The following is an 18,214-nucleotide window of genomic DNA, read 5'->3' as shown; positions in this document are numbered from 1 at the left end:
GCCATTCCCCTTCGGTGGGGGGGGGGGGCCCCCCCCCAACGCCACATTGGGGCGCTGGGGCCGGTCCGAGGGCGCGGGCGCCGCGCGGTGTGGGCCTGTCTGAGGTCGGCAGTGAGCCGGGTGGGGTTGTCGTGAGCTGGCGGCGGGTGTTCGTGTCGGCCGGGTGGGGCGGAGCGCCGCGCGGTGTGGCGTGGGCCTTGCGCGGCCGGTCTAGTGGGGTTGTCGTGAGCGGCCGAGGTCCGGTGGGTGATCGATGAGCCTGCGGCGGGTTCTCTCGCTTCCCGGCTGGGCGGCGCACGTGCGGCTGCTCGCCGGTGAGGCGGGACTCGACCGTCCACTTGTGACCGTCCAGGCCACTTTGGACGCGTCGCACCTGCCCGCGCCCGGGGAACTCACCGTTGTCGTGCGGCCCGTCGCCGGGACCGACTGGCAGATCGATGCCCTTCTCCGGCGCTGTGCCGATGCCGCGGCCACCGGGGTGCTGCTGCCCGGGACCGAACCGCTCACCGCGTCGCGGCTGCTCGCCGATCGCCTGGCCGTTCCGCTGCTGACCACCGGGGCCGCGCCGCTCGATCTGCTCGTCGAGGCGCGGCTGCTGCTCGCCGCCCCCGAACTCGACCGGGCGGACCTGCTGCTGGCCACCCATCGCGCGCTCGGGGACCGGCTGCGGCCGCCCGAAGAGGTCGTCGCCGTGCTGCGGCGGCTGCTGCGGTCGGCCGTCGCCGTGCTCGATGATCGCGGGGTGCCGCTGGCCGGGGAAGTCACCGGGCGCGTCCGGCTCGACGAAGCCGTGCCGCAGCGGACCGACGGTGACGACCACGTCTTCCTGGCCCACCCCGTGCTTCTGCAGCGCCCGGCGATGTGGCTCGCGGCCGAACTGCGGGGGACCGAGGCCGCGCGGGCCGAGGTCGTCCCGCCCGCGCTCGCCGTCGCGGCCGGGGCGCTGCAGCGGTGGCTGCTCGCCAACCGGCTCGAGCTGGAACGCGACGCGCGCTCCCGCACCGCGTTGCTCGGCGACCTCCTGCGCCTCGACACCGAGCCCGGCGCGGACCTGCGCCGCCGCGTCGCCGACGCCGGCTGGCGGCTCGGCGGCTGGCACGTCGGCCTGCACATCGGCGTCCCGGCGGCGGTCGACACGGTCGCCCGCACGCAGGAGGTCATGCGCGCGCTGGACGTCGAGGCGGTCGTCGTCGAGCACGGCGACGGCTGGACCGGCTGGGTCACCTTCGACCACGAACCCACGGCGGAACGGGTGCGCGCCCTCGCGACCCGCCTCCAGACGGCGCACCGCGCGCTGCGCCTGGGCGCGCACATGGGGGTGGGGCGGCCGCACCCGCGGCCGGAAGGGCTCGCGGCGACCGTCGCGGAGGCCCTCGACGCGGCCCGGCTCGCCGCGACCCGGCCCGAAACCGGTCACTTCCTGCACGTCGACCAGCTCGGCATGGCCCAGCTGCTGCTGGAGTGGACGCGCACGGACACGTTCGAGCCCGCGGCCCGCGCGCTCGTCGCGCCGCTGCGGGACGCGCCGGGCGAGCTGGTCCGGACCCTCGCGGCCTACCTCGACGCGGAGTCGTCGATCGCCGAGACCGCCACCGTGCTGGGCGTGCACCGCAACACCGTGGCGGCCCGGATCGCGCGGATCGAGCAGCTGCTGGGGGTGGACCTGTCCCGCCCGGACGAGAGGCTGGCGCTGCACCTCGCGTCCCGGGCGGTGATCCTCTCCGAGGAGTGACTACTCGTCGTCCCCGCCGGTGACGTTGCCGATGCTCGCGGGCACGCCCTTGATCATGTCGACGACGGTCTTGCCGGCCAGGCCCGACTTCCCGAACCACGGGTCAGTCATGATCTTGATGGCCGACTCGAACTTCTCGGCGCCTTCCTTGCCGAAGACCTTGCCGAGCTGCTCGACCGAGAAGTTGTTGATCTTGTCGAACTTCGCCATGATCTCGGGCGTGACACCGTCCACCTTGGACAGCTTGTCCTTGATGACCGCGGTCATCTGGTCGGTGAACGGCTTGTGCGGCTTGGGTTCCGGAGTGGCCGACGACGGGGTGGAGTCCGGCTTCGGTTCCGGCGTGGTGTCGGGCTTGGGGTCCGGCTTGGGCTCGGGGGTGGTGTCCGGCTTCGGTTCCGGGGTCGCTGAAGACGGTGTCGTATCGGGCTTCGGCTCGGGCTTGGGTTCCGGTGTGGTGTCCGGCTTGGGTTCGGGCTTCGGCTCCGGCGTCGCCGAGGAGGAGGACGGCGCGGGCTCCGGCTTCGGTTCGGGCTTGGGCTCGGGGGTGGTGTCCGGCTTGGGTTCGGGTTTCGGTTCCGGGGTGGCCGAGGACGGTGTCGTGTCGGGTTTGGGTTCCGGGGTAGCCGACGACGGTGTCGTGTCGGGTTTCGGTTCGGGCTTGGGCTCGGGGGTGGTGTCCGGCTTGGGTTCGGGCTTCGGTTCCGGAGTGGCCGACGACGGCGTGGTGTCGGGTTTCGGCTCGGGCTTGGGCTCCGGTGTCGTGTCCGGTTTCGGCTCGGGTTTCGGCTCCGGCGTCGCCGACGACGGGGTCGTGTCCGGCTTCGGCGCGGGCGTCGTGTCCGGCTTGGGCAGTGGCGTCGCGTCCGGCTTGGGGGTGGGGGTCGGCGTCAGGCTGCTCGTCGGGGGCTTGGCCCCGGCGATCTCGTCGCCCGCCTTGCCCATCTTCGCCAGCGCCTGCACCAGGTCGCCCAGCTTCCGGCCCAGCTGGACGAGCTTCGCGCCGATCTTGCCCAGTGCCGTGGCCACCGTGCCGATCGTCGTGCCGATGAAGATCGCGATCGACGCGCCGAACGTCACCGGGGCCAGCGCCGCCGCGATCAGGGCGCCCTTGATGATCGTCGCCAGGAGCATCGCGATCAGGTCGCGGAAGATGCCGCGGAAGGCACCGACGATGCCGCCGGCGATCTTCATGTTCTTGCCGGCCTGGTCGAGGTAGCCGCCGAGGGAGCTGAGCTGCTCGGTGACCGCGTCCATGTCCTTCTTGAACTGGTCCGCGGCGTTGCCGGACCAGTCCTTCATGAGCGTCTCGAGCGCCGTCTGGTGGTCCGTCGACCACTGCTCCAGCTTCTTCTTCTCGGCCGAAAGCGCTTCGGCCGCCGCGTTGATGCCGATGGGGTCGCCCATCAGGATGTCCAGCGGCCACCGCAGGATCGTGATGTGCTCGATGAGCCACCCGATCCCGGCGGTCAGCAGGCTGCCGATCGGGTCCAGCACGAGCCCGATGGTCTCCAGCGCCATGCCCGCCGCGCCGATGCCGATCGCGACCTGGTCGTTTTCCTTGACGGCCTTGTCCAGGCCCACCGCGGCCTCGAAGAACCCCGCGCCGGCCGACCGGTTGTCCTCGTTGAAGAGTTCGGAGCCGTGGAGGCTGACGTCCTTGCTCTGGTAGTCGTCGCCCACTATTCGAACCTCACGATCGAGTCGACGGCGTCTTCTTCGCCCGCCTGGTAGCGCTTCGCGGCCTCGGCGACCTTGTAGGAGAACTCGCCGATCGTCTTCGCGTAGTCGCCGAACTGGTGGTGCGCCTTGTCGGTCCAGGTGCTCGCGCCCGCCGCCATCAGCTGGCACGCCGGGTTGATGCCGAACATGCCGGGGTCGCACGTCATACCGCCGACCAGGTCCGCCGTGCTCTGCAGGTTGCTCTGGAGCTCGTCGAGGTGCTTGGCGAAGGTGGCCAGGGGTTCCGAGTCGACCCTGAAGCCGCCGCCGCTCACCAGGGGTTCGATTCGTCGTCGGAGTGGTCGTCGGCCGGCGGACGGCGACGCGGGGCAGGTCCGGCGGCCGGCGGGGCCGGCGGCGCGGGCGGCCGCGCCGGGGGAGCGGCCGGCGGCGGGGTCCGCTCGGGCTCGGCGCTCTCCGGTGCCGCGAAGTCGCCGTCGGGCGGCGGGTCCGGCGGCAGGAACGAGCGGACCATGTCGGTCGACTCGCCGTCGCCGTTGATGGTGGCGAAGGAGTCCGCGACGCTGCGGGCGGTCTGGCGCTGGGCTTCGCGCACCGTCCCCATGATCGCCGCGGTCAGCCGCGCGGGCCCCAGTTCGCACGCCCGGTGCCCCAGCTCGAGGTTCGTGAGCGCGCCGTTCGGCGCGAGCGTCACGGTGACCGCGCCGTCGCGGGAGCGGACCGTGGCACCGGCGGCGGAAAGCGCTTCGTTCAGCGCCGCCGCCTTCGACTGCATTTCCCGGACCTGACGTTCGAGCAGGAGCTCGAAGTCTTCACCTGGACCCAAGTCGGGTTGCACGAATTCGACTCCTCGCGACGCCGGGGTACGGGGCCCCGGGCCCCACGATCGGGCCAGGCTAGCGCACCCCTGCTGTTCACTCCGGGCTAACCGGGAGGATGGCTCGTTTTCCCCCCGACGTTGCCCCGGAATGCCCTCGATCGGGTTTGACCCGGACCGCGCTCCGGGTTGCACGATCGGGGACATGACACGACTGGACGACTACCGGCCGCTGGGCCGCTCGGGGCTGCGGGTCTCGCCGCTGGCGCTGGGCGCGATGACCTTCGGCACCGGCTCCTTCTGCGCCGGCGACGACACCGCGCGCGAGATCTTCCGCGCCTACGTCGAGGACGGCGGCAACTTCGTCGACACCGCCGACAACTACAGCGCCGGCCGCAGCGAGGAACTGGTCGGCGAGTTCCTCCGCGACCTCGCCCGCGACGACGTCGTCCTCGCCACCAAGTACTCCGGGCCCGGCTTCGGCGGTGGCGAACCGCGGTCGGACCCCCGTCGCCGCAGCAACGGCCGCAAGAACATGGTCGCCTCGCTCGAGGCGTCGTTGCGGCGGCTGCGCGTCGACCACGTCGACCTGTACTGGCTCCACCTCTGGGACGGCTTCACCCCGGCCGAGGAGGTGATGGCGGCGTTCGGCGACCTCGTGCGTGCCGGGAAGATCCGCGCGGTGGGGCTGAGCGACGTCCCGGCCTGGTACGCGACGAAGGCCGCCATGCTCGGCGGCCCGCCGGTGACGGCGCTGCAGCTGGAGTACTCCCTGGTCGAGCGGGCGATCGAAGCCGAGTACGTGCCGCTGGCGCGGGAGTTCGGCATCGCCGTCCAGCCGTGGGGCGCGCTCGGCGGCGGCTTCCTCTCCGGCAAGTACACCCGCGACGGCGCCGGCGAGGGACGGCTCGCCGAGGGCGCCCCCTACCGGTCCCTGCCGGAGACGCGCTGGGCCGTGCTGGATGTCGTCCGCGAGGTGGCGGCCGAGGTGGGCGCGACCCCGGCCCAGGTGGCGCTGCACTGGGTGACGCGCCGGCCGGCCGTGCCCGCGCCGCTGATCGGCGCCCGGTCACCGGAGCAGCTCGCCGAAACCCTCGGCGCGCTCGACCTCGAGCTGACCGACGCCCAGCTGGACCGGTTGACCGACGTCAGCGCGCCGGAACTGCCGTTCCCGCACGGCATCCTGGCCCGGCTCAACGCCGGGCTGCCGCGCTAGCCGCGGCCGTGATGGCCCTCGTCGGCGACCGTTTCGGCGTGCGGCTCGCCGTCGCGGCACGTCACGACCGTCTCGTTCTCGGTCCCGTCGTTCTTGAACTTGACCGACGCGGTGGCGGCGGGACCTCGGGAGACGTCGTCGGTGCGGTAGCCCGGGGCCGGGCTCCACGACATCAGCTCGACCTGGTCGCCGGTGCACTTCGCGACGAGGCTGCCGCCGGGGACGGTCAGGCCGCGCGGCGCCGGGACGCTCGACGGGGTGGTGGCCGAAGCCGGGGTCACGGGGGTCGTGCTCGCCGGCACGGTTTCCAGCGCCCGGGCGACGTCGTCCTGGGACAGTGGCTGGTTCTGCGGGCCGAGGATGCCCGCGCCGACGACGTCGAGGGCCACTGTGCCGGCGCCCGCGGTGACCGCGGCGGCCAGCAGCCAGCCCCCGGTCATCAGCAGCCCGCGCCTGGTCACCCGTCCACTGTGCCATCCGGAAGGGTTAAGGCGCGGCTAAGACGTCCTTAGCGTTCGCCACGAGCCCGGTGAAGCGGCATCGCGTGTGTAGCCTCCCGAACATGGCGACCGTGCTGCTCGTCGAGGACGACCCGACCATCCGCACGGCCGTGCTGCGCGCGCTGGGCGAGCGCGGGCACACGGTGACGTCCGCGCCGACCGCGATGGCGGGGCTGCAGGCGGCCGTCACCGACCGGCCCGACGTCGTCCTGCTCGACCTGGGCCTGCCCGACCTCGACGGCCGCGAGGTGCTGCGGATGGTGCGGGCGGTCAGCGCGGTGCCGATCATCGTGGTCACCGCCCGGGGCGCGGAGGAGGAGATCGTCCGGCTGCTCGACGCCGGTGCCGACGACTACGTGGTCAAGCCGTTCGGCGGCGCCCAGCTCGACGCGCGGATCCGCGCGGTGCTGCGGCGGGCCGAGCCGGAGGAGACGACCGCCCCGGTCGTCGTCGGCGGCCTGTCGGTCGACGCGCGGACGCGGCAGGCGGCCCTCGACGGCGCGCCGCTGGACCTCACCCCGCGCGAGTTCGACCTCCTGCACTACCTCGCGAGCCGGGCCGGGACCGTGGTCAGCAAGCGCGAGCTGCTCGCCGACGTCTGGAAGCTGCCGTACGCCGGCGCGGACAAGACGGTGGACGTGCACCTGTCGTGGCTGCGGCGCAAGCTCGGCGAGACCGCGCAGGAGCCGCGGTACCTGCACACCGTGCGGCGCGTCGGCGTCCGGCTGGCGGCACCGGAGGGCCCGGCGTGAGGAAGCGGCTCGCGGTGCTGGTCGCGGCCGCGATGAGCCTGGTGCTCGTCGCGTTCCTCGTGCCGCTGGCGATCCTGCTGCGGTCGGTCACCGCGGACCGCGCGGTCACCGCCGCGACGGCCAAGGCGCAGTCGCTGACGTCGCTGGTGGCGACGTCCGACACGGCGTCGCTGCGACCGGCGGTCGACCAGCTCAACACGATGGCGGGCCACCCGGTGACGGTGTTCCTGCCGGACGGCACCGTGCTCGGCGCGCCCACCCCGCGCACCCCCGGGGTCGCCCTGGCCGCGGCGCAGGGCAGCAGCCTGACCGTGGAAGACGCGGGCGGGCGCGAAATCCTCGTCGCGGTCCAAGGCCTGCCGGCGGGGACGGCGGTCGTGCGGGCCTTCGTCGAACGCGCCGAGCTGACCCGCGGGCTCGGTGCGGCCTGGCTGGTGCTGGCCGGGCTGGGCGTGGTGCTGCTGGCGCTCGGGGTGTTCGTCGCCGACCGGCTGGCCCGCTCGATCGTGCGGCCGGTCCACGAGCTCGCCGAGGTGTCACGCCGGCTCGCCGAGGGCGACCTGGATGCGCGCGCCCGCCCGGGCGGGCCGGGGGAGGTGCGGTCGGTCGCCGCCGCGCTCAACCTCCTGGCGGCGCGGATCCGGGACCTGGTGCGGCAGGAACGCGAGGCCGTCGCCGACATCTCGCACCGCCTGCGGACGCCGTTGACCGTGCTGCGGCTGGACGCCGAGTCGCTGCGGGACCCGGCCGAGGCCGAACGGATCACCGGCCACGCGGAAAGCCTGGAGCGGCAGGTCACCGCGTTGATCGAGCAGGCGCGGGCGCGGGACTCGGCGCCCGGCTCGTGCGACGCGGCCTCGGTCGTCCGGGCGCGGGCCGAGTTCTGGTCGGTGCTCGCGCAGGACCAGGACCGCGCGGTGACGGTGTCGCTCGACCCGGGTCCGCTGCCCGTCGCGGTCGGCGAACCGGAGCTGGCCGCGTGCCTGGACGCGTTGCTGGGCAACGTCTTCGCGCACACACCCGAGGGAACGCCGTACGCGATCAGGCTGACGGCGACGTCCGGTGGGGCACGGCTGGAGGTGTCGGACGAGGGCCCGGGCTTCGACGAGGGGGCGCGGGGCGCGAGCGGCGCCGGCTCGACCGGGCTCGGGCTGGACATCGCACGCCAGACGGCCCGCGCCTCCGGCGGGGAGTTCACGGTCACCCGCGGGCCGGGGGCGCGGATCGTGCTGGACCTCGGGAAGGCTTTAGGGATGCCTTAAGCGTCGCGCAGCGCGCCGCTATCGCCCGGAGCGTGATGCTTCTTCCGTTGTCGGAGAACGAGAAGGAGCAGACATGCGCAAGATTCTGGTGATCGCGGCGGCCGGTGCGGTGCTCGCGGTGGGCGGGACGACGGCGGCCTTGGCGCAGTCCGGAGCCGACGACGGTACGCGGGTGCCGGCCACCACGACGAGCGAGTCGTCGGCCACCACCCCGGCTAGCACCTCGGCCGCCACGGAAACCCCGGGCAGCAGCGAAGTCACCGCGTCGCCGAGCGCGAGCCGCCCGGCGCCGAGCACGTATCCCGGCCGGCCCGCGCCGAGCACGTACCCGACGCGCACCCATGACCTCGGCGACGACCACGGCGGTCACGGTGCCGAGCCGGGCGACGACCACGGCGGGCACCACGAGGACGGCGACGACCACGGCGGCCGCCGCTGACCGGTCCACAGTGGACGACACGCGTGATCGGGCGGACGACACGGCGGCAGCCGCCGTGTCGTCCGCCCGCGTGCGCGTTACGGTCGGGCCGGGCCCGCGGCCGCCGCGGCCCGCTCGATCTCGGCGTGCCTGGCCGTCCGGAAATCCGCGTCACGGCTCGGCGCGCTGGTCGCCCCGTCGAGCTGTTCCCGCAGGATGTCGGCGTGCCCCGCATGCCGGTTGGTCTCGGTGAGCACGTGCACCATGACGTTGAACAGCAGGACATCCGGCCGCGGCCACCACGGCACGTGGCCGGGCGCGTCGACGGGGAGAGCATCGATCGTCGCGTCGGCGTGTTCCGCGGCGCGGCGGAACCGGTCGACGATCTCCGCACGCGTCTCTTCCGGGGTCGCCCAGAAGTCACGGCCGCGCGCCTCGGCGTCGTCCCAGCGGGGCAGCGGCTCCGGGAACGGCCGGCCGAACACCTCGCCCAGGTACCGGGTTTCCCACAACGCCAGGTGCTTCACCAGGCCGAGCAGGTTGGTCCCGGTCGCGGTCAGCGGACGGCGCACGGAGTACTCGTCCAGCCCGTCGAGCTTTTCGAGCACCGCCTCCCGGGCCTCGCGCAGATCGTCGTGCAGGTATCGCTTGGCGAAGTCGTCGATCACGGCTTCGAGCCTGCCAGATCAGCCCACCGGCACGCCACGCACCGCGACCGGCCCCCGCGTCGGATCCAGCTCGGCCGCCTGGTCCACTCCGGACGGCGTCAGCACGTCGACCGCCTTCGGAGCCGTCGCCGGGTCGGCGGTGCAGAGCGGCGCCGTGCCGCCCGCCGCGCACAGGCCGAACGTGTACTGCCCCGCCGTCGGCGTGAACGGCCGCGCCTGGTCGGGCGAATTGCCGTCCTGGCCGGTCAGCACCACCGCGAACGTCCACCCGGCGGCCGGGGTCCCGAACGCCGATTTCGCCACGCTCACCGTGATGTACCGCGTCGCCTGCGAAGCCTGGACGGACGGCGTGGCCAGCGAAGCGCCCGAAGCGTCGACGAGAGCCGGGTCGGCGAAGCCCTGGACCTCGAGGCGCCGGCTCCACGCGTCCTGCGCGGCGATCGAGTACGCGCGGCTCGGGAACGGCGCCGCGGTCGACGTCGCCGTCGCGGCGGGGTCGTGCGCGTAGATCGTCAGCAGCTGCGCGCCCAGCGGTGAGCCGAACGTCGGGGACAGGTCGCGGACCTGCGCGCGGAACACCAGGTTGGTGCCCGAGTCGATGACCTGGAACCGCTGCAGGTCGAACGCGCCCGCGTGGAAGTCGCCGGCCGTCGGGTAGGTGTACGTGCCCGGGCCGTGGTCGTCCCCGTCCGGGTCGGCCGCGTCGAGCAGCACCGTGCCGGTGACGAAGTCCGAGCTGATCGTCTTCTGCGCGTAGCCGGTCCCGGTGCCCGAAGTGGCGGCCGCGGTGACGACGTTCGCGCCCAGCGGCGTCGGCACCGTCGCGCTGAACGTCCCGGCCGCCGAAGCCCGGGTCGACAGCACGGAAGTCGTTCCCGCGTCGGTGGCCGACACGGCGAGCTCGACCCGGCTGCCGGCGGGGGCGGTGCCCGTGACCGTCGCGGTCGCGGCCGACACGGACGCCGGCGCGTCGAGGGTAACCGCCAGCGCCGCGGGCGGCGCGTGCGTGACGTACCGGGCGCGGACGTCGGCGGGCTGTTCGGTCAGCCGGCCGTCGTCCAGGGCCCGGGCCAGGCGCACCGACTGCGACTGCGCCCAGCTCAGCGGCGCGACCGAACCGGCGGGCTGCCCGGGGGCGAACCCGATCGACGCCGTGCGCGGGTCCGCGCCGTAGGGCGACGCCGGCACCGCCGGGTTTTCCCACGCCTGCTCGGGAATCAGCCCGGTGCCCCCGGTCTGGGCCCGCATGGCGCGCAGCAGCGCCGCCGCGCCGGCGCGGTCACCGGTCTGCACGGCCTGCTCGCCGCGTTCACCGGCGAGCACCGGCCAGAGGTGCCCGGACCCGGTGTTCGGCCCCGGCCACGGCGCCCCGGTCGGCGCGCAGTTCGTCGGGTCGGGCTCGTAGCAGTCGCCGTAGCCGTCCTCGCTGCCCGCCGCGGAAGTGCCGTAGCGGTACCAGCCCGGTCCGGCGGGCGTGTCCCGCTTGATCACCCGGTCCACGACGCCGAGCGACGCGGTGACGTCCGGGTCGTTCGCCGGCAGCACGCCGAGGCGCGTCAGCTCGAGGAACCCGGCGTCGACGACCGCGCGCTGGTCGGCGTCGACCGAGCCGTTGCCGAGGTTGTAGATCCACTCGGAGTCCGGGTTGCCGTTCTTGGTCAGGCGCAGGAAGTACCGGCCGCCGTACGGGCCGGTGGACGTCACCGTCCAGCCCTTGACGCTGCGCTGGAAGTGGTCGGCGGTGGCTCGGTAGACGCGGGCGCGCGCCGGGTCGCCGTTGCGGTCGGCGATCACCCCGGCCGCGACCAGCCCGGCGATCTCGGCGGCGATCGTCGAGGGGGAGTAGCCGCCCTGCTCCTCCCAGCGCTCGGAGCCGAACGCCGGGCCGTGCGCGACGACGAAGTCCGCCGCCGCGCGGATGTGGTCGGTGTAGAGAGTGCGGTCGCGGTCGAGCCCGGCCTGCAAGGCCATCAGGATCGGGTACGCGCTCTCGTCGAGCTGGTCGCCGCCGGAGTCGGGCGCCTTCTTGCCGTTGAGCAGGGAGTTGCGCGGGAAGCGGCCGTCGGGTTGCTGCTGACGGCCGAACAACCACCGCACGCTCGCCCGCGCCGTCTCGCGGTCACCCGCGGCGAGCAGGCCCGAGAAGCTTTCGTACAGGTCGCGGGCGAAGATCTCGCGGTAGGACCCGAAGTAGACGGGCTTGCCGCCGGGGGCGTCGCCCGCGGAGACCGCCTGTCCCCACGGGCTGCCGAGCGACGCGACCACCGCGCCGGGGAACGTCTTGTCCTCGCTGGCCTTCAGCACGTTGACCGACTGGTAGTACGCGTCCGAGTCCTTGCCCCGCAAAGGAGTCAGCCCGTTGTCGTAGTCGCGCCAGCCTCGCGCGTACTCGCGGTAGCTCTGGTCGAACGGCGTGCGCAGGCTGGCACCGGCGGTCTGGACCGCGGCGCGCGCGTCCGGGCCGAAGCCCAGCGCCAGCACGCTCGGGCGGCGCGGCTCCAGGTCCAGCTGCGCGGTCTGCACGACGTTGCCGTTCACCGCCGACGGCGTCTGATCGGTGAGCCGGTGGTCGCGGTCCAGCTGGGCCAGGCCGTCGCCGGCGGTGCCCACGAACCCGCTGGACGTGCCGAGGAACCGGCGGTCGGCGCGCAGCGCGGCGGCCAGCGGGGTCCCGTAGTCGCGGGCCGGCGCGCTCGACACCGTGTTCGGATCCGCGCTGACCAATGCGGACGTCGCCGCGTCCACCGAAGCCGTGTCCCCGCCGCCGTTCGCCGGGCCACCACCGCCGTTGCCGTTGATGCTCGCGTCGAACCGCACGTAGACCTTGAGGTCCCGGCCCGATCCCCGCAGCGGGTCCAGGCGCGTCCGGATGAGCAAGCCGGTCCGGGCCGGGTCGGTCAGGTACTCGGTGACCAGCCGGTACCGGCCGCTGCGCGGGGTCGAAGTCACTTCGCAGGCCATCCCGCCCGCGCTGGTGCGGACGGTGTAGGTCATGTCCCGCGCCTGCAGGTCGGTGAACGTGCGGCCGTCGGTGACGGCGAACTGCAGCGTCTCGACGTTCGTGTTGTCGATCACCGGCGCGTAGACGTCGGACAGCACGCCGCCCGCCACCGTGAACCAGGTCTTGCTCGCCGTGGTCCGCGCGGTGCCCAGGCAGTCCTTGCGGGCCAGCCCGAAGTGCGAGAGGGCGCCCGGCCCCGGTGCCGGGGCGGCGACCGCCGCCGGAGCGGGAAGGAGGGCGGCGGCCAGCACCGCGCCGAGCACCACGGACGACGTCGACCGAGTCATCCGCACATCCGATCACGCCGGCCCGCCCCGCACCAGAGCCGAACGCAGCAGGGAAAGCCGTTACCCGTGATTGAGAAATCCGACCGGTGGGTAGCAAACCCACAGTCCCCCCGAGGAGGTGAACGTGGAAGAGCACGGAACGGACGGCTGGCGGTACCGCGGCACGGTTTCGCCACGGACTCTGCCGAGCTTGCGGCGGCACCTCGTGTCGTGGCTTCGCAGACGTGCCGGTGACGAGGTCGGCAGGCAGGCCGACGACGTCGTGCTGGCCTGCTGGGAAGCGATGGCGAACGTGCTGGACCACGCCTACCACGGCCGGCCCGGGCTGATCGACGTCCGCGCGCGGGTCGACGAGGACGTGCTGATCGTCACCGTCGCCGACCAGGGGCGCTGGACCACGATCGCGGAGCGGTCCGACGGCGGCCGCGGCCTGCGCCTGATCCAGGCGCTGGTCGACGGGCTGGACCTCCGCTCGACCGACGACGGCACGGTGATCACGCTGACCTGGCCGTTCCCGGTCCGCCGCACCGCCTGAGCGTCAGCCTGCCGAGAGGCTTTCGACGAACCGGGCCGCGACGTCCCGGAGCTTCACGTTGGTGTGCTGCGACTCCGCGATCAGGCGTTTCATGGCGTCGTCGGCGGTGATCCCGTGCACGGCCATGAGAATGCCCTTGGCCTGCTCGATCACCGCCCGCGAGTGCATCGCCGCCTCGAGTTCGGTGGTGCGCTGCCGGGCCCGGTGGTAGCGGCGCGTGGTGCGCAGCCCGAACGAGACGATCGTCGTGTACAGCCGCAGCAGCCGGGAGTCGGTCTCGGCGAAGCCGTGATCGCCGAAGCCGAAGAGGTTGAGCGCGCCGGCCAGGGCGCCGTCCACCCGCAGCGGCGCGGCGAGGTAGCTGCCGACGCCGAGGCTCCGGGCGTGCGCGGTGAACTCGGGCCACAGCGCGCCGGCCGTGGCGAGCGGCAGCCGGACGATCTCGCCGCTCTCGGCCGCCCGCAGGCACGGGCCATCGCCCGCCGCGTACTGGACGCCGTCGATCTCGACGGCGCGTTCGTCGGTGAAGGCGGCGGTTTCCGGCTCGCCGTCGCGGATCGCGGTGATGCTGGCCATGTCGGCGCCGGGCACGGCCCGCACGGCTTCGGCGCAGACGGCGTCGAGGATCTCGGCCTCGGAAGGCTCGGTCTCCAGGGCACGCGTGAGGTCCGCCATCGCCGCGGTCAGCTCGTCAAGGTGCTCGGACGGGATCGGATCTCCGGTCACTGCGCCCACCTCCGTCCCGGTTCCTGCGCGCACAGTACCCGTGGGCGGCCCGGCCCCGGCGATCGAGGAGGGGCGGTGACTCCGGCCCGCCGCTCGCTGCTGAACGTCGTGGGTTGGGTGCCGGAACCACCTGGCGACGACCGGCAGCGCAACCCACCCGGCGACCGTCGCTGCGCTGCGCTTACCCCGTGGCGGGAAAGCCAACCGCTCAGCGGATGATCACTTTCGTCACCTGGGTCAGGCCCGAGACGCGCAGCACGCGGTCGAGCAGGCGGGGCGCGGCCAGGTGCAGGTCATGACTGCCGGCCCGGTCGAACAGCGCGGCGACGCCGGCGCTGTCGAGGTAGGTCACCCCGGTCAGGTCGACGGTCAGGGCGGGCCCGGCCGCGAGCTCGCGGTCGAGGGCGGCACCGAAGTCGGCGGCGTTGCTCATGTCGATCTCTCCGGTCACGGCCAGGATCCGGTCCCCGTCGTCGCCCGCGGAGGCGACCAGCGTGAGTGCCGTCGTCACGAACCGATTCTCCATTCCAACGTGACGGTGGTGCCGGTCGTGTCGTGCCGGACCGCGACCGCGTCGGCCAGTGCTTCCATCATCGCCATCCCGCGGCCGCGCAGGACGTGGTTGTCCGGGGGCGGCCGCTTCCAGTGGCCGCGGTCGGTCACCGTGACCACCAGGTGCGAACCGGCGAAGCGGGCCGAGAGGTGCGCGGTGCCCGAGTCTCCGGGGTAAGCGTGCTCGACGGCGTTCGCGCAGGCTTCGCCGGTGGCGACGAGCACGTCCTGCGCGAGTTCTTCGCCGAGCGACGCCGTGCCCAGCCACGCGCGCAGCCAGTGGCGCGTCGAGGCGAGGCTGTCCGGGTGCGCCGGGAAGTCCAGCTCCAGCGGCGGCACCGACCGGCGGTAGAGCAGCAGCGCGACGTCGTCCTCGTACCCGTCCACCGGCCGGAGCCCGCTCATCAGCTTCGCCGCCAGGTCGGCGAGGTCGGCGTCCCGCGCGTCGTGGGCGGCCGAGGTGGCCCGGTCGATGCCGTCGTCCAGCGACTCGCGGCGGCGTTCGACGAGCCCGTCGGTGTAGAGCATCAGCAGCGAGCCGATCGGGACGACCGCCGTGGCCTCGGGGCGCGCGCGGGGGACGCGGACCGCGAGCGGCACGCTGCCGCCCGCGTCGAGGAACTCCGACGAGCCGTCGCTGTGCACCAGCGTGCCCGGCGGGTGCCCGGCGCTGCTGTAGGTGAGCGCGCCGGTGGCGGGGTCGAGGATCCCGCAGAAGACGGTGGTGCACAAGGCACCCGGCAGCCGGTCGGCGAAGCGGTCGAGGGTGGTCAGGGTGTGCGCCGGGCCGTTGGCCTCCAGCAGCAGCGCGCGGCACGCACTGCGCAGCTGGCCCATCACCGCGGCCGCGGCGAGTCCCCGGCCGACGCAGTCGCCGACGACGATGCCGATCCGGTCGCCGGACAGCGGGACGACGTCGTACCAGTCGCCACCGACCTCCAGCGGCGGGTTCGCCGGTTCGTAGCGCACCGCGAAGCCGTCGGGCAGCAGGGCCGGTCCGAGGATCGAGCGCTGCAGCGCGATGGCGACCTCGCGTTGCCGGTCGTCGCGGTGGGCGCGGCGCAGGGCGTGCGCCAGCGTCCCGGCCAGCAGCGCCAGCAGCGTCCGGTCCTCGACGCCGAGCGGGCGGCTCGGGTCCGGTTCCACCCAGAGCGTCAGCCGGCCGCCGGGGTGGTCCAGGGTCGCGCCGGCCCCGCCGTCGGCCGAGGTCGCGTGCAGCGCCGGGAGCGAGCGCACTTCGCCGAGCCGCGCGCGCAGCGGCGCGGCGAGATCCGTCCACTGCCGGTCGGCGGGGTCGGTGGACATCAGCTCCGGCTCGCCGTCGTGCGGCCAGGTCACCGCGAGCACGCGCTCGGCCAGCCACAGCTCGCGCAGCAGGTCCAGCCCGGTGCGGAGCGAGGCCGGCACCCCGCTGACCCCGGCCAGGCGCTGGTTCATCGCGGCGAGCGCGCTTTCCCGCTGCACGGCGTAGCGCTCCGCGGTGACGTCGCGGATCGTGCCGACGAGCCGGCGGCTGCCCTCGTCGTCGTGCAACTCGTTGTAGGCGATGGCGGCCCACACGCGGTGCCCGTCGCGGTGCCGCAGCGGCAGCACGAAGCTCCCGGCGGCCTCGTCCCGCGAGCGGGTGAAGGCGGCGGCGACCTGCCGGTACGCGTCGGGGTCGGCGTCGCGGGGCGGCCACCACGGGTGCGGCGCCGGGTACGGCAGCCCGTCCGGGCCGAAGCCGAGCAGCTCGGCGCACGCGGCGTTGATCTCCACGACCCGCCCGTCGGCGTCGCAGACGAAGAAGCCCTCCTGCAGCGAGTCGATCATCGCCGCGCGCCACCGGGAGTGCTGCGTCCGCAGCCGGGCCAGCCGGATGGTCGTGCGGACGCGGGCGAGCAGTTCCTCCGCCGAGAACGGCTTCACGAGGTAGTCGTCGGCCCCGGCGGCCAGCCCGTCGACCGCGGCCTCCTGCCCGGCGCGGGCGGACAGCAGCAGCACGGGCACGGAGGCGGTGCGCGGGTCCTCCCGCAGTTCGGCGAGCAGGCCCAGGCCGTCCAGCCGCGGCATCATGACGTCGCTGATGATCAGGTCGGGCGGTTCGCTCGCCGCGGCCGCGAACGCCTCGACGCCGTCGCGCACCGCGGTCACCGCGTAGTCGTCGCGCAGCAGCCGGGTGAGGTAGTCGCGCATGTCGGCGTTGTCGTCGGCGACCAGTACCCGGGCGCCCGCGACCGGGGCCGGGGCGAGGTCGGGGGCCGGCTCGTCGTCCGGGAGCCAGCGCAGGGTTTCCTGCACGTACGGCTCGGCGGTCTCGGCGTCGATCCCGGACGCCGACGGCTCCGGGGCGAGGTGCTCGGCCGGCAGGTGCTCGGTGCCCAGCGGCAGCCGGACCCGGAACGTCGTGCCGGCGCCGGGCGTGCTCTCCGCGGCGACGGTGCCGCCGTGCATGCCGACCAGCTCGCGCACCAGGGCCAGGCCGATCCCGCTGCCCTCGTTCGAGCGCGCCCGCGCCGACGGGATCCGGTGGAACCGCTCGAACAGCCGGGGCAGCTCGGCGGCGTCGATCCCGATCCCGGTGTCGGCCACGGTGACCACGGCGTACCCGTCGTCCAGGGCGGTCGTCACCCGGATCGAGCCGTCGAAGGTGTACTTGACCGCGTTGGACAGCAGGTTGAGGACGACCTTTTCCCACATCCCGCGGTCGACGAACACCGGCTCGCCCAGGGGCACACAGCCGACCTCGAAGGCCAGCCCCGCCCGCTCGACGGCGGCGCGGAACACGCTCGCCAGCTCCGCGGTGAAGGTGGCGAGGTCGACCGGTTCGAAGCTGGCCTGCATCCGGCCCGCCTCGATCCGCGAGAAGTCGAGCAGGTTGTTCACCAGCCGGCCCAGCCGCAGCGCGTTGCGGTGGATGACGGCGATCTCCTCGCGGACGCGCTCGTCCGCGTCGCCCAGCGTCTTGTCCAGCTCGGCGACGGGACCGAGGATCAGGGTGAGCGGGGTCCGGAACTCGTGGCTGATGTTGGCGAAGAAGGTGGTCTTCGCCGCGTCCAGCTCGGCCAGCTCCTCGGCGCGCTGCTGCTGGGCCTGGTAGGCGAGCGCGCTGTTGACCAGCGCTGCCGTCTGCTGGGCGACCAGCCCGAGGAACGTCCGGTAGGGCTCGTCGAGGGCGCGCCCGGCGCTCGCCGCGAGCACGATCACGCCGGTGGCCGGGGTGCCGGGGGCGCCGGACAGCGGCAGCACCATCGCCTCGGTGGGCGGCGTGGACCAGCCGCCCGAGGGCAGCTCGCCGAAGGTCGTCGTCAGATCGGACACGGTGCGCGGTGCTCCCTCGGCGAGCACTTCCGCCAGCGGCCAGCCGCCGGTGTGCCCGGCACCGCCGGGAGCGACGGTCGCGAGACCGAGCTCACCGTCGCCGTCGCGGACGTGGATCGCCGCGTAGGGGACGTCGGCGCCGGCCCGGCCGAGCACGCCGGCGACCAGCTCGCAGGCTTCGCCGACGGTGCGGGCGATGCCGACCAGGGTGCCGAGCTCGCGCAGGGTGGCCAGCCGGCGTTCGCCGATGACGCGCTCGGTCGTGTCGGTGACCGCGGTGAACACGGCCCGCACGGCGCCTCCGTCGTCGTGGACCGGGCTGTAGGAATAGGTCCAGTAGGTCTCTTCCCAGTAGCCGTGCCGGTTCATCGGCAGCAGCAGGTCCTCCGACCAGGTCGCCTCGCCGGTCGTCATCACGCTCTCGAGCATCGGGCCGATGATGTGCCAGATCTCGCTCCAGACGTGCGCGCCCGGCTTGTCCAGTGCCGGGTGCTTGGTGCCGAGGAGCGGCAGGTACGCGTCGTTGTAGAGGAACCGCAGATCCGGCCCCCACCAGACGATCATGGGGAAGCGCGAAGTGAGGCAGATCCGCACGGCCGTGGTCAGGCTGGCCGGCCACTCCGCCGGTGCACCCAGCGGGGACGCGCTCCAGTCGAACTCCCGCATCCGGCCCGCCATCTGGCTGGTGCCCGGAAAGACGGCGCGCTGGCCGGATTCCTCGCCGACGCTCATCACTCTCCCGGTTGCCGCGACCCGGGGTGAGCC

The 18,214-nt window shown here is 73.8% G+C and carries 15 protein-coding genes; 6 read left to right on the top strand and 9 right to left on the bottom strand.

What is annotated here, in order from left to right:
• Positions 1–253 precede the first annotated feature (253 nt).
• Positions 254–1,732, top strand: a complete 1,479-nt coding sequence (locus AB0M83_RS13645) for a helix-turn-helix domain-containing protein (protein WP_364516686.1) — start codon at positions 254–256, stop codon at positions 1,730–1,732.
• On the opposite strand, the gene AB0M83_RS13640 is transcribed toward AB0M83_RS13645, so the two are convergent.
• From AB0M83_RS13640 to AB0M83_RS13630, 3 genes are read right to left on the bottom strand one after another with little or no spacing between them, the layout of a single operon-like run.
• Entirely contained in the window at positions 1,733–3,415 is a 1,683-nt protein-coding gene (locus AB0M83_RS13640; RefSeq protein WP_364516684.1) for a hypothetical protein, read from the bottom strand.
• A complete protein-coding gene (locus AB0M83_RS13635) occupies positions 3,415–3,729 on the bottom strand; it encodes a hypothetical protein (protein WP_364516682.1) in 315 nt (104 codons plus the stop codon). Before AB0M83_RS13635 ends, AB0M83_RS13640 begins: the two co-directional genes overlap by 1 nt.
• Positions 3,726–4,253: a YbaB/EbfC family nucleoid-associated protein gene (locus AB0M83_RS13630; RefSeq protein WP_364516680.1), complete on the bottom strand. Its 528-nt coding sequence runs from the start codon at positions 4,251–4,253 to the stop codon at positions 3,726–3,728. Before AB0M83_RS13630 ends, AB0M83_RS13635 begins: the two co-directional genes overlap by 4 nt.
• A 184-nt stretch (positions 4,254–4,437) precedes the next feature.
• Between AB0M83_RS13630 and AB0M83_RS13625 the strand changes: the two genes are divergently transcribed.
• Complete coding sequence (locus AB0M83_RS13625) at positions 4,438–5,448, top strand: aldo/keto reductase (protein ID WP_364516678.1); 1,011 nt, start codon at positions 4,438–4,440, stop codon at positions 5,446–5,448.
• Here AB0M83_RS13625 and AB0M83_RS13620 read toward each other — a convergent pair.
• Positions 5,445–5,909: a hypothetical protein gene (locus AB0M83_RS13620; protein ID WP_364516676.1), complete on the bottom strand. Its 465-nt coding sequence runs from the start codon at positions 5,907–5,909 to the stop codon at positions 5,445–5,447. The two genes, AB0M83_RS13625 and AB0M83_RS13620, sit on opposite strands and share 4 nt — an antisense overlap.
• 101 nt (positions 5,910–6,010) lie before the next feature.
• On the opposite strand from AB0M83_RS13620, the gene AB0M83_RS13615 reads away from it, so the two are divergent.
• The 3 genes from AB0M83_RS13615 (at position 6,011) to AB0M83_RS13605 (ending at position 8,401) form a co-directional block, all read left to right on the top strand.
• Positions 6,011–6,700, top strand: coding sequence for a response regulator transcription factor (locus AB0M83_RS13615; protein ID WP_364516675.1), 690 nt, complete (start codon positions 6,011–6,013; stop codon positions 6,698–6,700).
• The gene (locus tag AB0M83_RS13610; RefSeq protein WP_364516673.1) at positions 6,697–7,962 is read left to right on the top strand and encodes a HAMP domain-containing sensor histidine kinase; all 1,266 of its coding nucleotides are present in this window, start codon (positions 6,697–6,699) and stop codon (positions 7,960–7,962) included. The genes AB0M83_RS13615 and AB0M83_RS13610 overlap by 4 nt, the downstream gene beginning before the upstream one ends.
• Positions 7,963–8,035: 73 nt before the next feature.
• Positions 8,036–8,401: a hypothetical protein gene (locus AB0M83_RS13605; RefSeq protein WP_364516671.1), complete on the top strand. Its 366-nt coding sequence runs from the start codon at positions 8,036–8,038 to the stop codon at positions 8,399–8,401.
• Between the two features lie 77 nt (positions 8,402–8,478).
• Here AB0M83_RS13605 and AB0M83_RS13600 read toward each other — a convergent pair whose 3' ends face one another.
• Complete coding sequence (locus AB0M83_RS13600; protein WP_364516669.1) at positions 8,479–9,048, bottom strand: DinB family protein; 570 nt, start codon at positions 9,046–9,048, stop codon at positions 8,479–8,481.
• 18 nt (positions 9,049–9,066) lie between these two features.
• Positions 9,067–12,336, bottom strand: coding sequence for a glucodextranase DOMON-like domain-containing protein (locus AB0M83_RS13595; RefSeq protein WP_364516667.1), 3,270 nt, complete (start codon positions 12,334–12,336; stop codon positions 9,067–9,069).
• Between the two features lie 124 nt (positions 12,337–12,460).
• On the opposite strand from AB0M83_RS13595, the gene AB0M83_RS13590 reads away from it, so the two are divergent.
• A complete protein-coding gene (locus tag AB0M83_RS13590) occupies positions 12,461–12,871 on the top strand; it encodes an ATP-binding protein (RefSeq protein WP_364516665.1) in 411 nt (136 codons plus the stop codon).
• A gap of 3 nt (positions 12,872–12,874) precedes the next feature.
• On the opposite strand, the gene AB0M83_RS13585 is transcribed toward AB0M83_RS13590, so the two are convergent.
• From AB0M83_RS13585 to AB0M83_RS13575, 3 genes are all read right to left on the bottom strand, one after another.
• Positions 12,875–13,597, bottom strand: a complete 723-nt coding sequence (locus AB0M83_RS13585) for a GAF and ANTAR domain-containing protein (protein ID WP_364516663.1) — start codon at positions 13,595–13,597, stop codon at positions 12,875–12,877.
• 208 nt (positions 13,598–13,805) lie between these two features.
• Positions 13,806–14,108 (bottom strand): STAS domain-containing protein, encoded by a 303-nt coding sequence (locus AB0M83_RS13580; protein WP_364516661.1) that lies wholly within the window; start codon positions 14,106–14,108, stop codon positions 13,806–13,808.
• Positions 14,105–18,181 (bottom strand): SpoIIE family protein phosphatase, encoded by a 4,077-nt coding sequence (locus AB0M83_RS13575; protein ID WP_364516659.1) that lies wholly within the window; start codon positions 18,179–18,181, stop codon positions 14,105–14,107. Before AB0M83_RS13575 ends, AB0M83_RS13580 begins: the two co-directional genes overlap by 4 nt.
• Positions 18,182–18,214: the final 33 nt, after the last annotated feature.

It is taken from the genome of Amycolatopsis sp. NPDC051106 (assembly GCF_040682775.1).
Lineage (GTDB): Bacteria > Actinomycetota > Actinomycetes > Mycobacteriales > Pseudonocardiaceae > Amycolatopsis.
The sequence above is the reverse complement of the archived record's forward strand: the minus strand, read 5'-3'. Positions and strand labels throughout refer to the sequence as shown.

Bases quoted from the DNA above. Each gene is read 5' to 3' on its own strand.
- AB0M83_RS13645 (WP_364516686.1), top strand. From the start codon at position 254: ATGAGCCTGCGGCGGGTTCTCTCGCTTCCCGGCTGGGCGGCGCACGTG.
- AB0M83_RS13625 (WP_364516678.1), top strand. From the start codon at position 4,438: ATGACACGACTGGACGACTACCGGCCGCTGGGCCGCTCGGGGCTGCGG.
- AB0M83_RS13615 (WP_364516675.1), top strand. From the start codon at position 6,011: ATGGCGACCGTGCTGCTCGTCGAGGACGACCCGACCATCCGCACGGCC.
- AB0M83_RS13605 (WP_364516671.1), top strand. From the start codon at position 8,036: ATGCGCAAGATTCTGGTGATCGCGGCGGCCGGTGCGGTGCTCGCGGTG.
- AB0M83_RS13595 (WP_364516667.1), bottom strand. From the start codon at position 12,336: ATGACTCGGTCGACGTCGTCCGTGGTGCTCGGCGCGGTGCTGGCCGCC.
- AB0M83_RS13575 (WP_364516659.1), bottom strand. From the start codon at position 18,181: ATGAGCGTCGGCGAGGAATCCGGCCAGCGCGCCGTCTTTCCGGGCACC.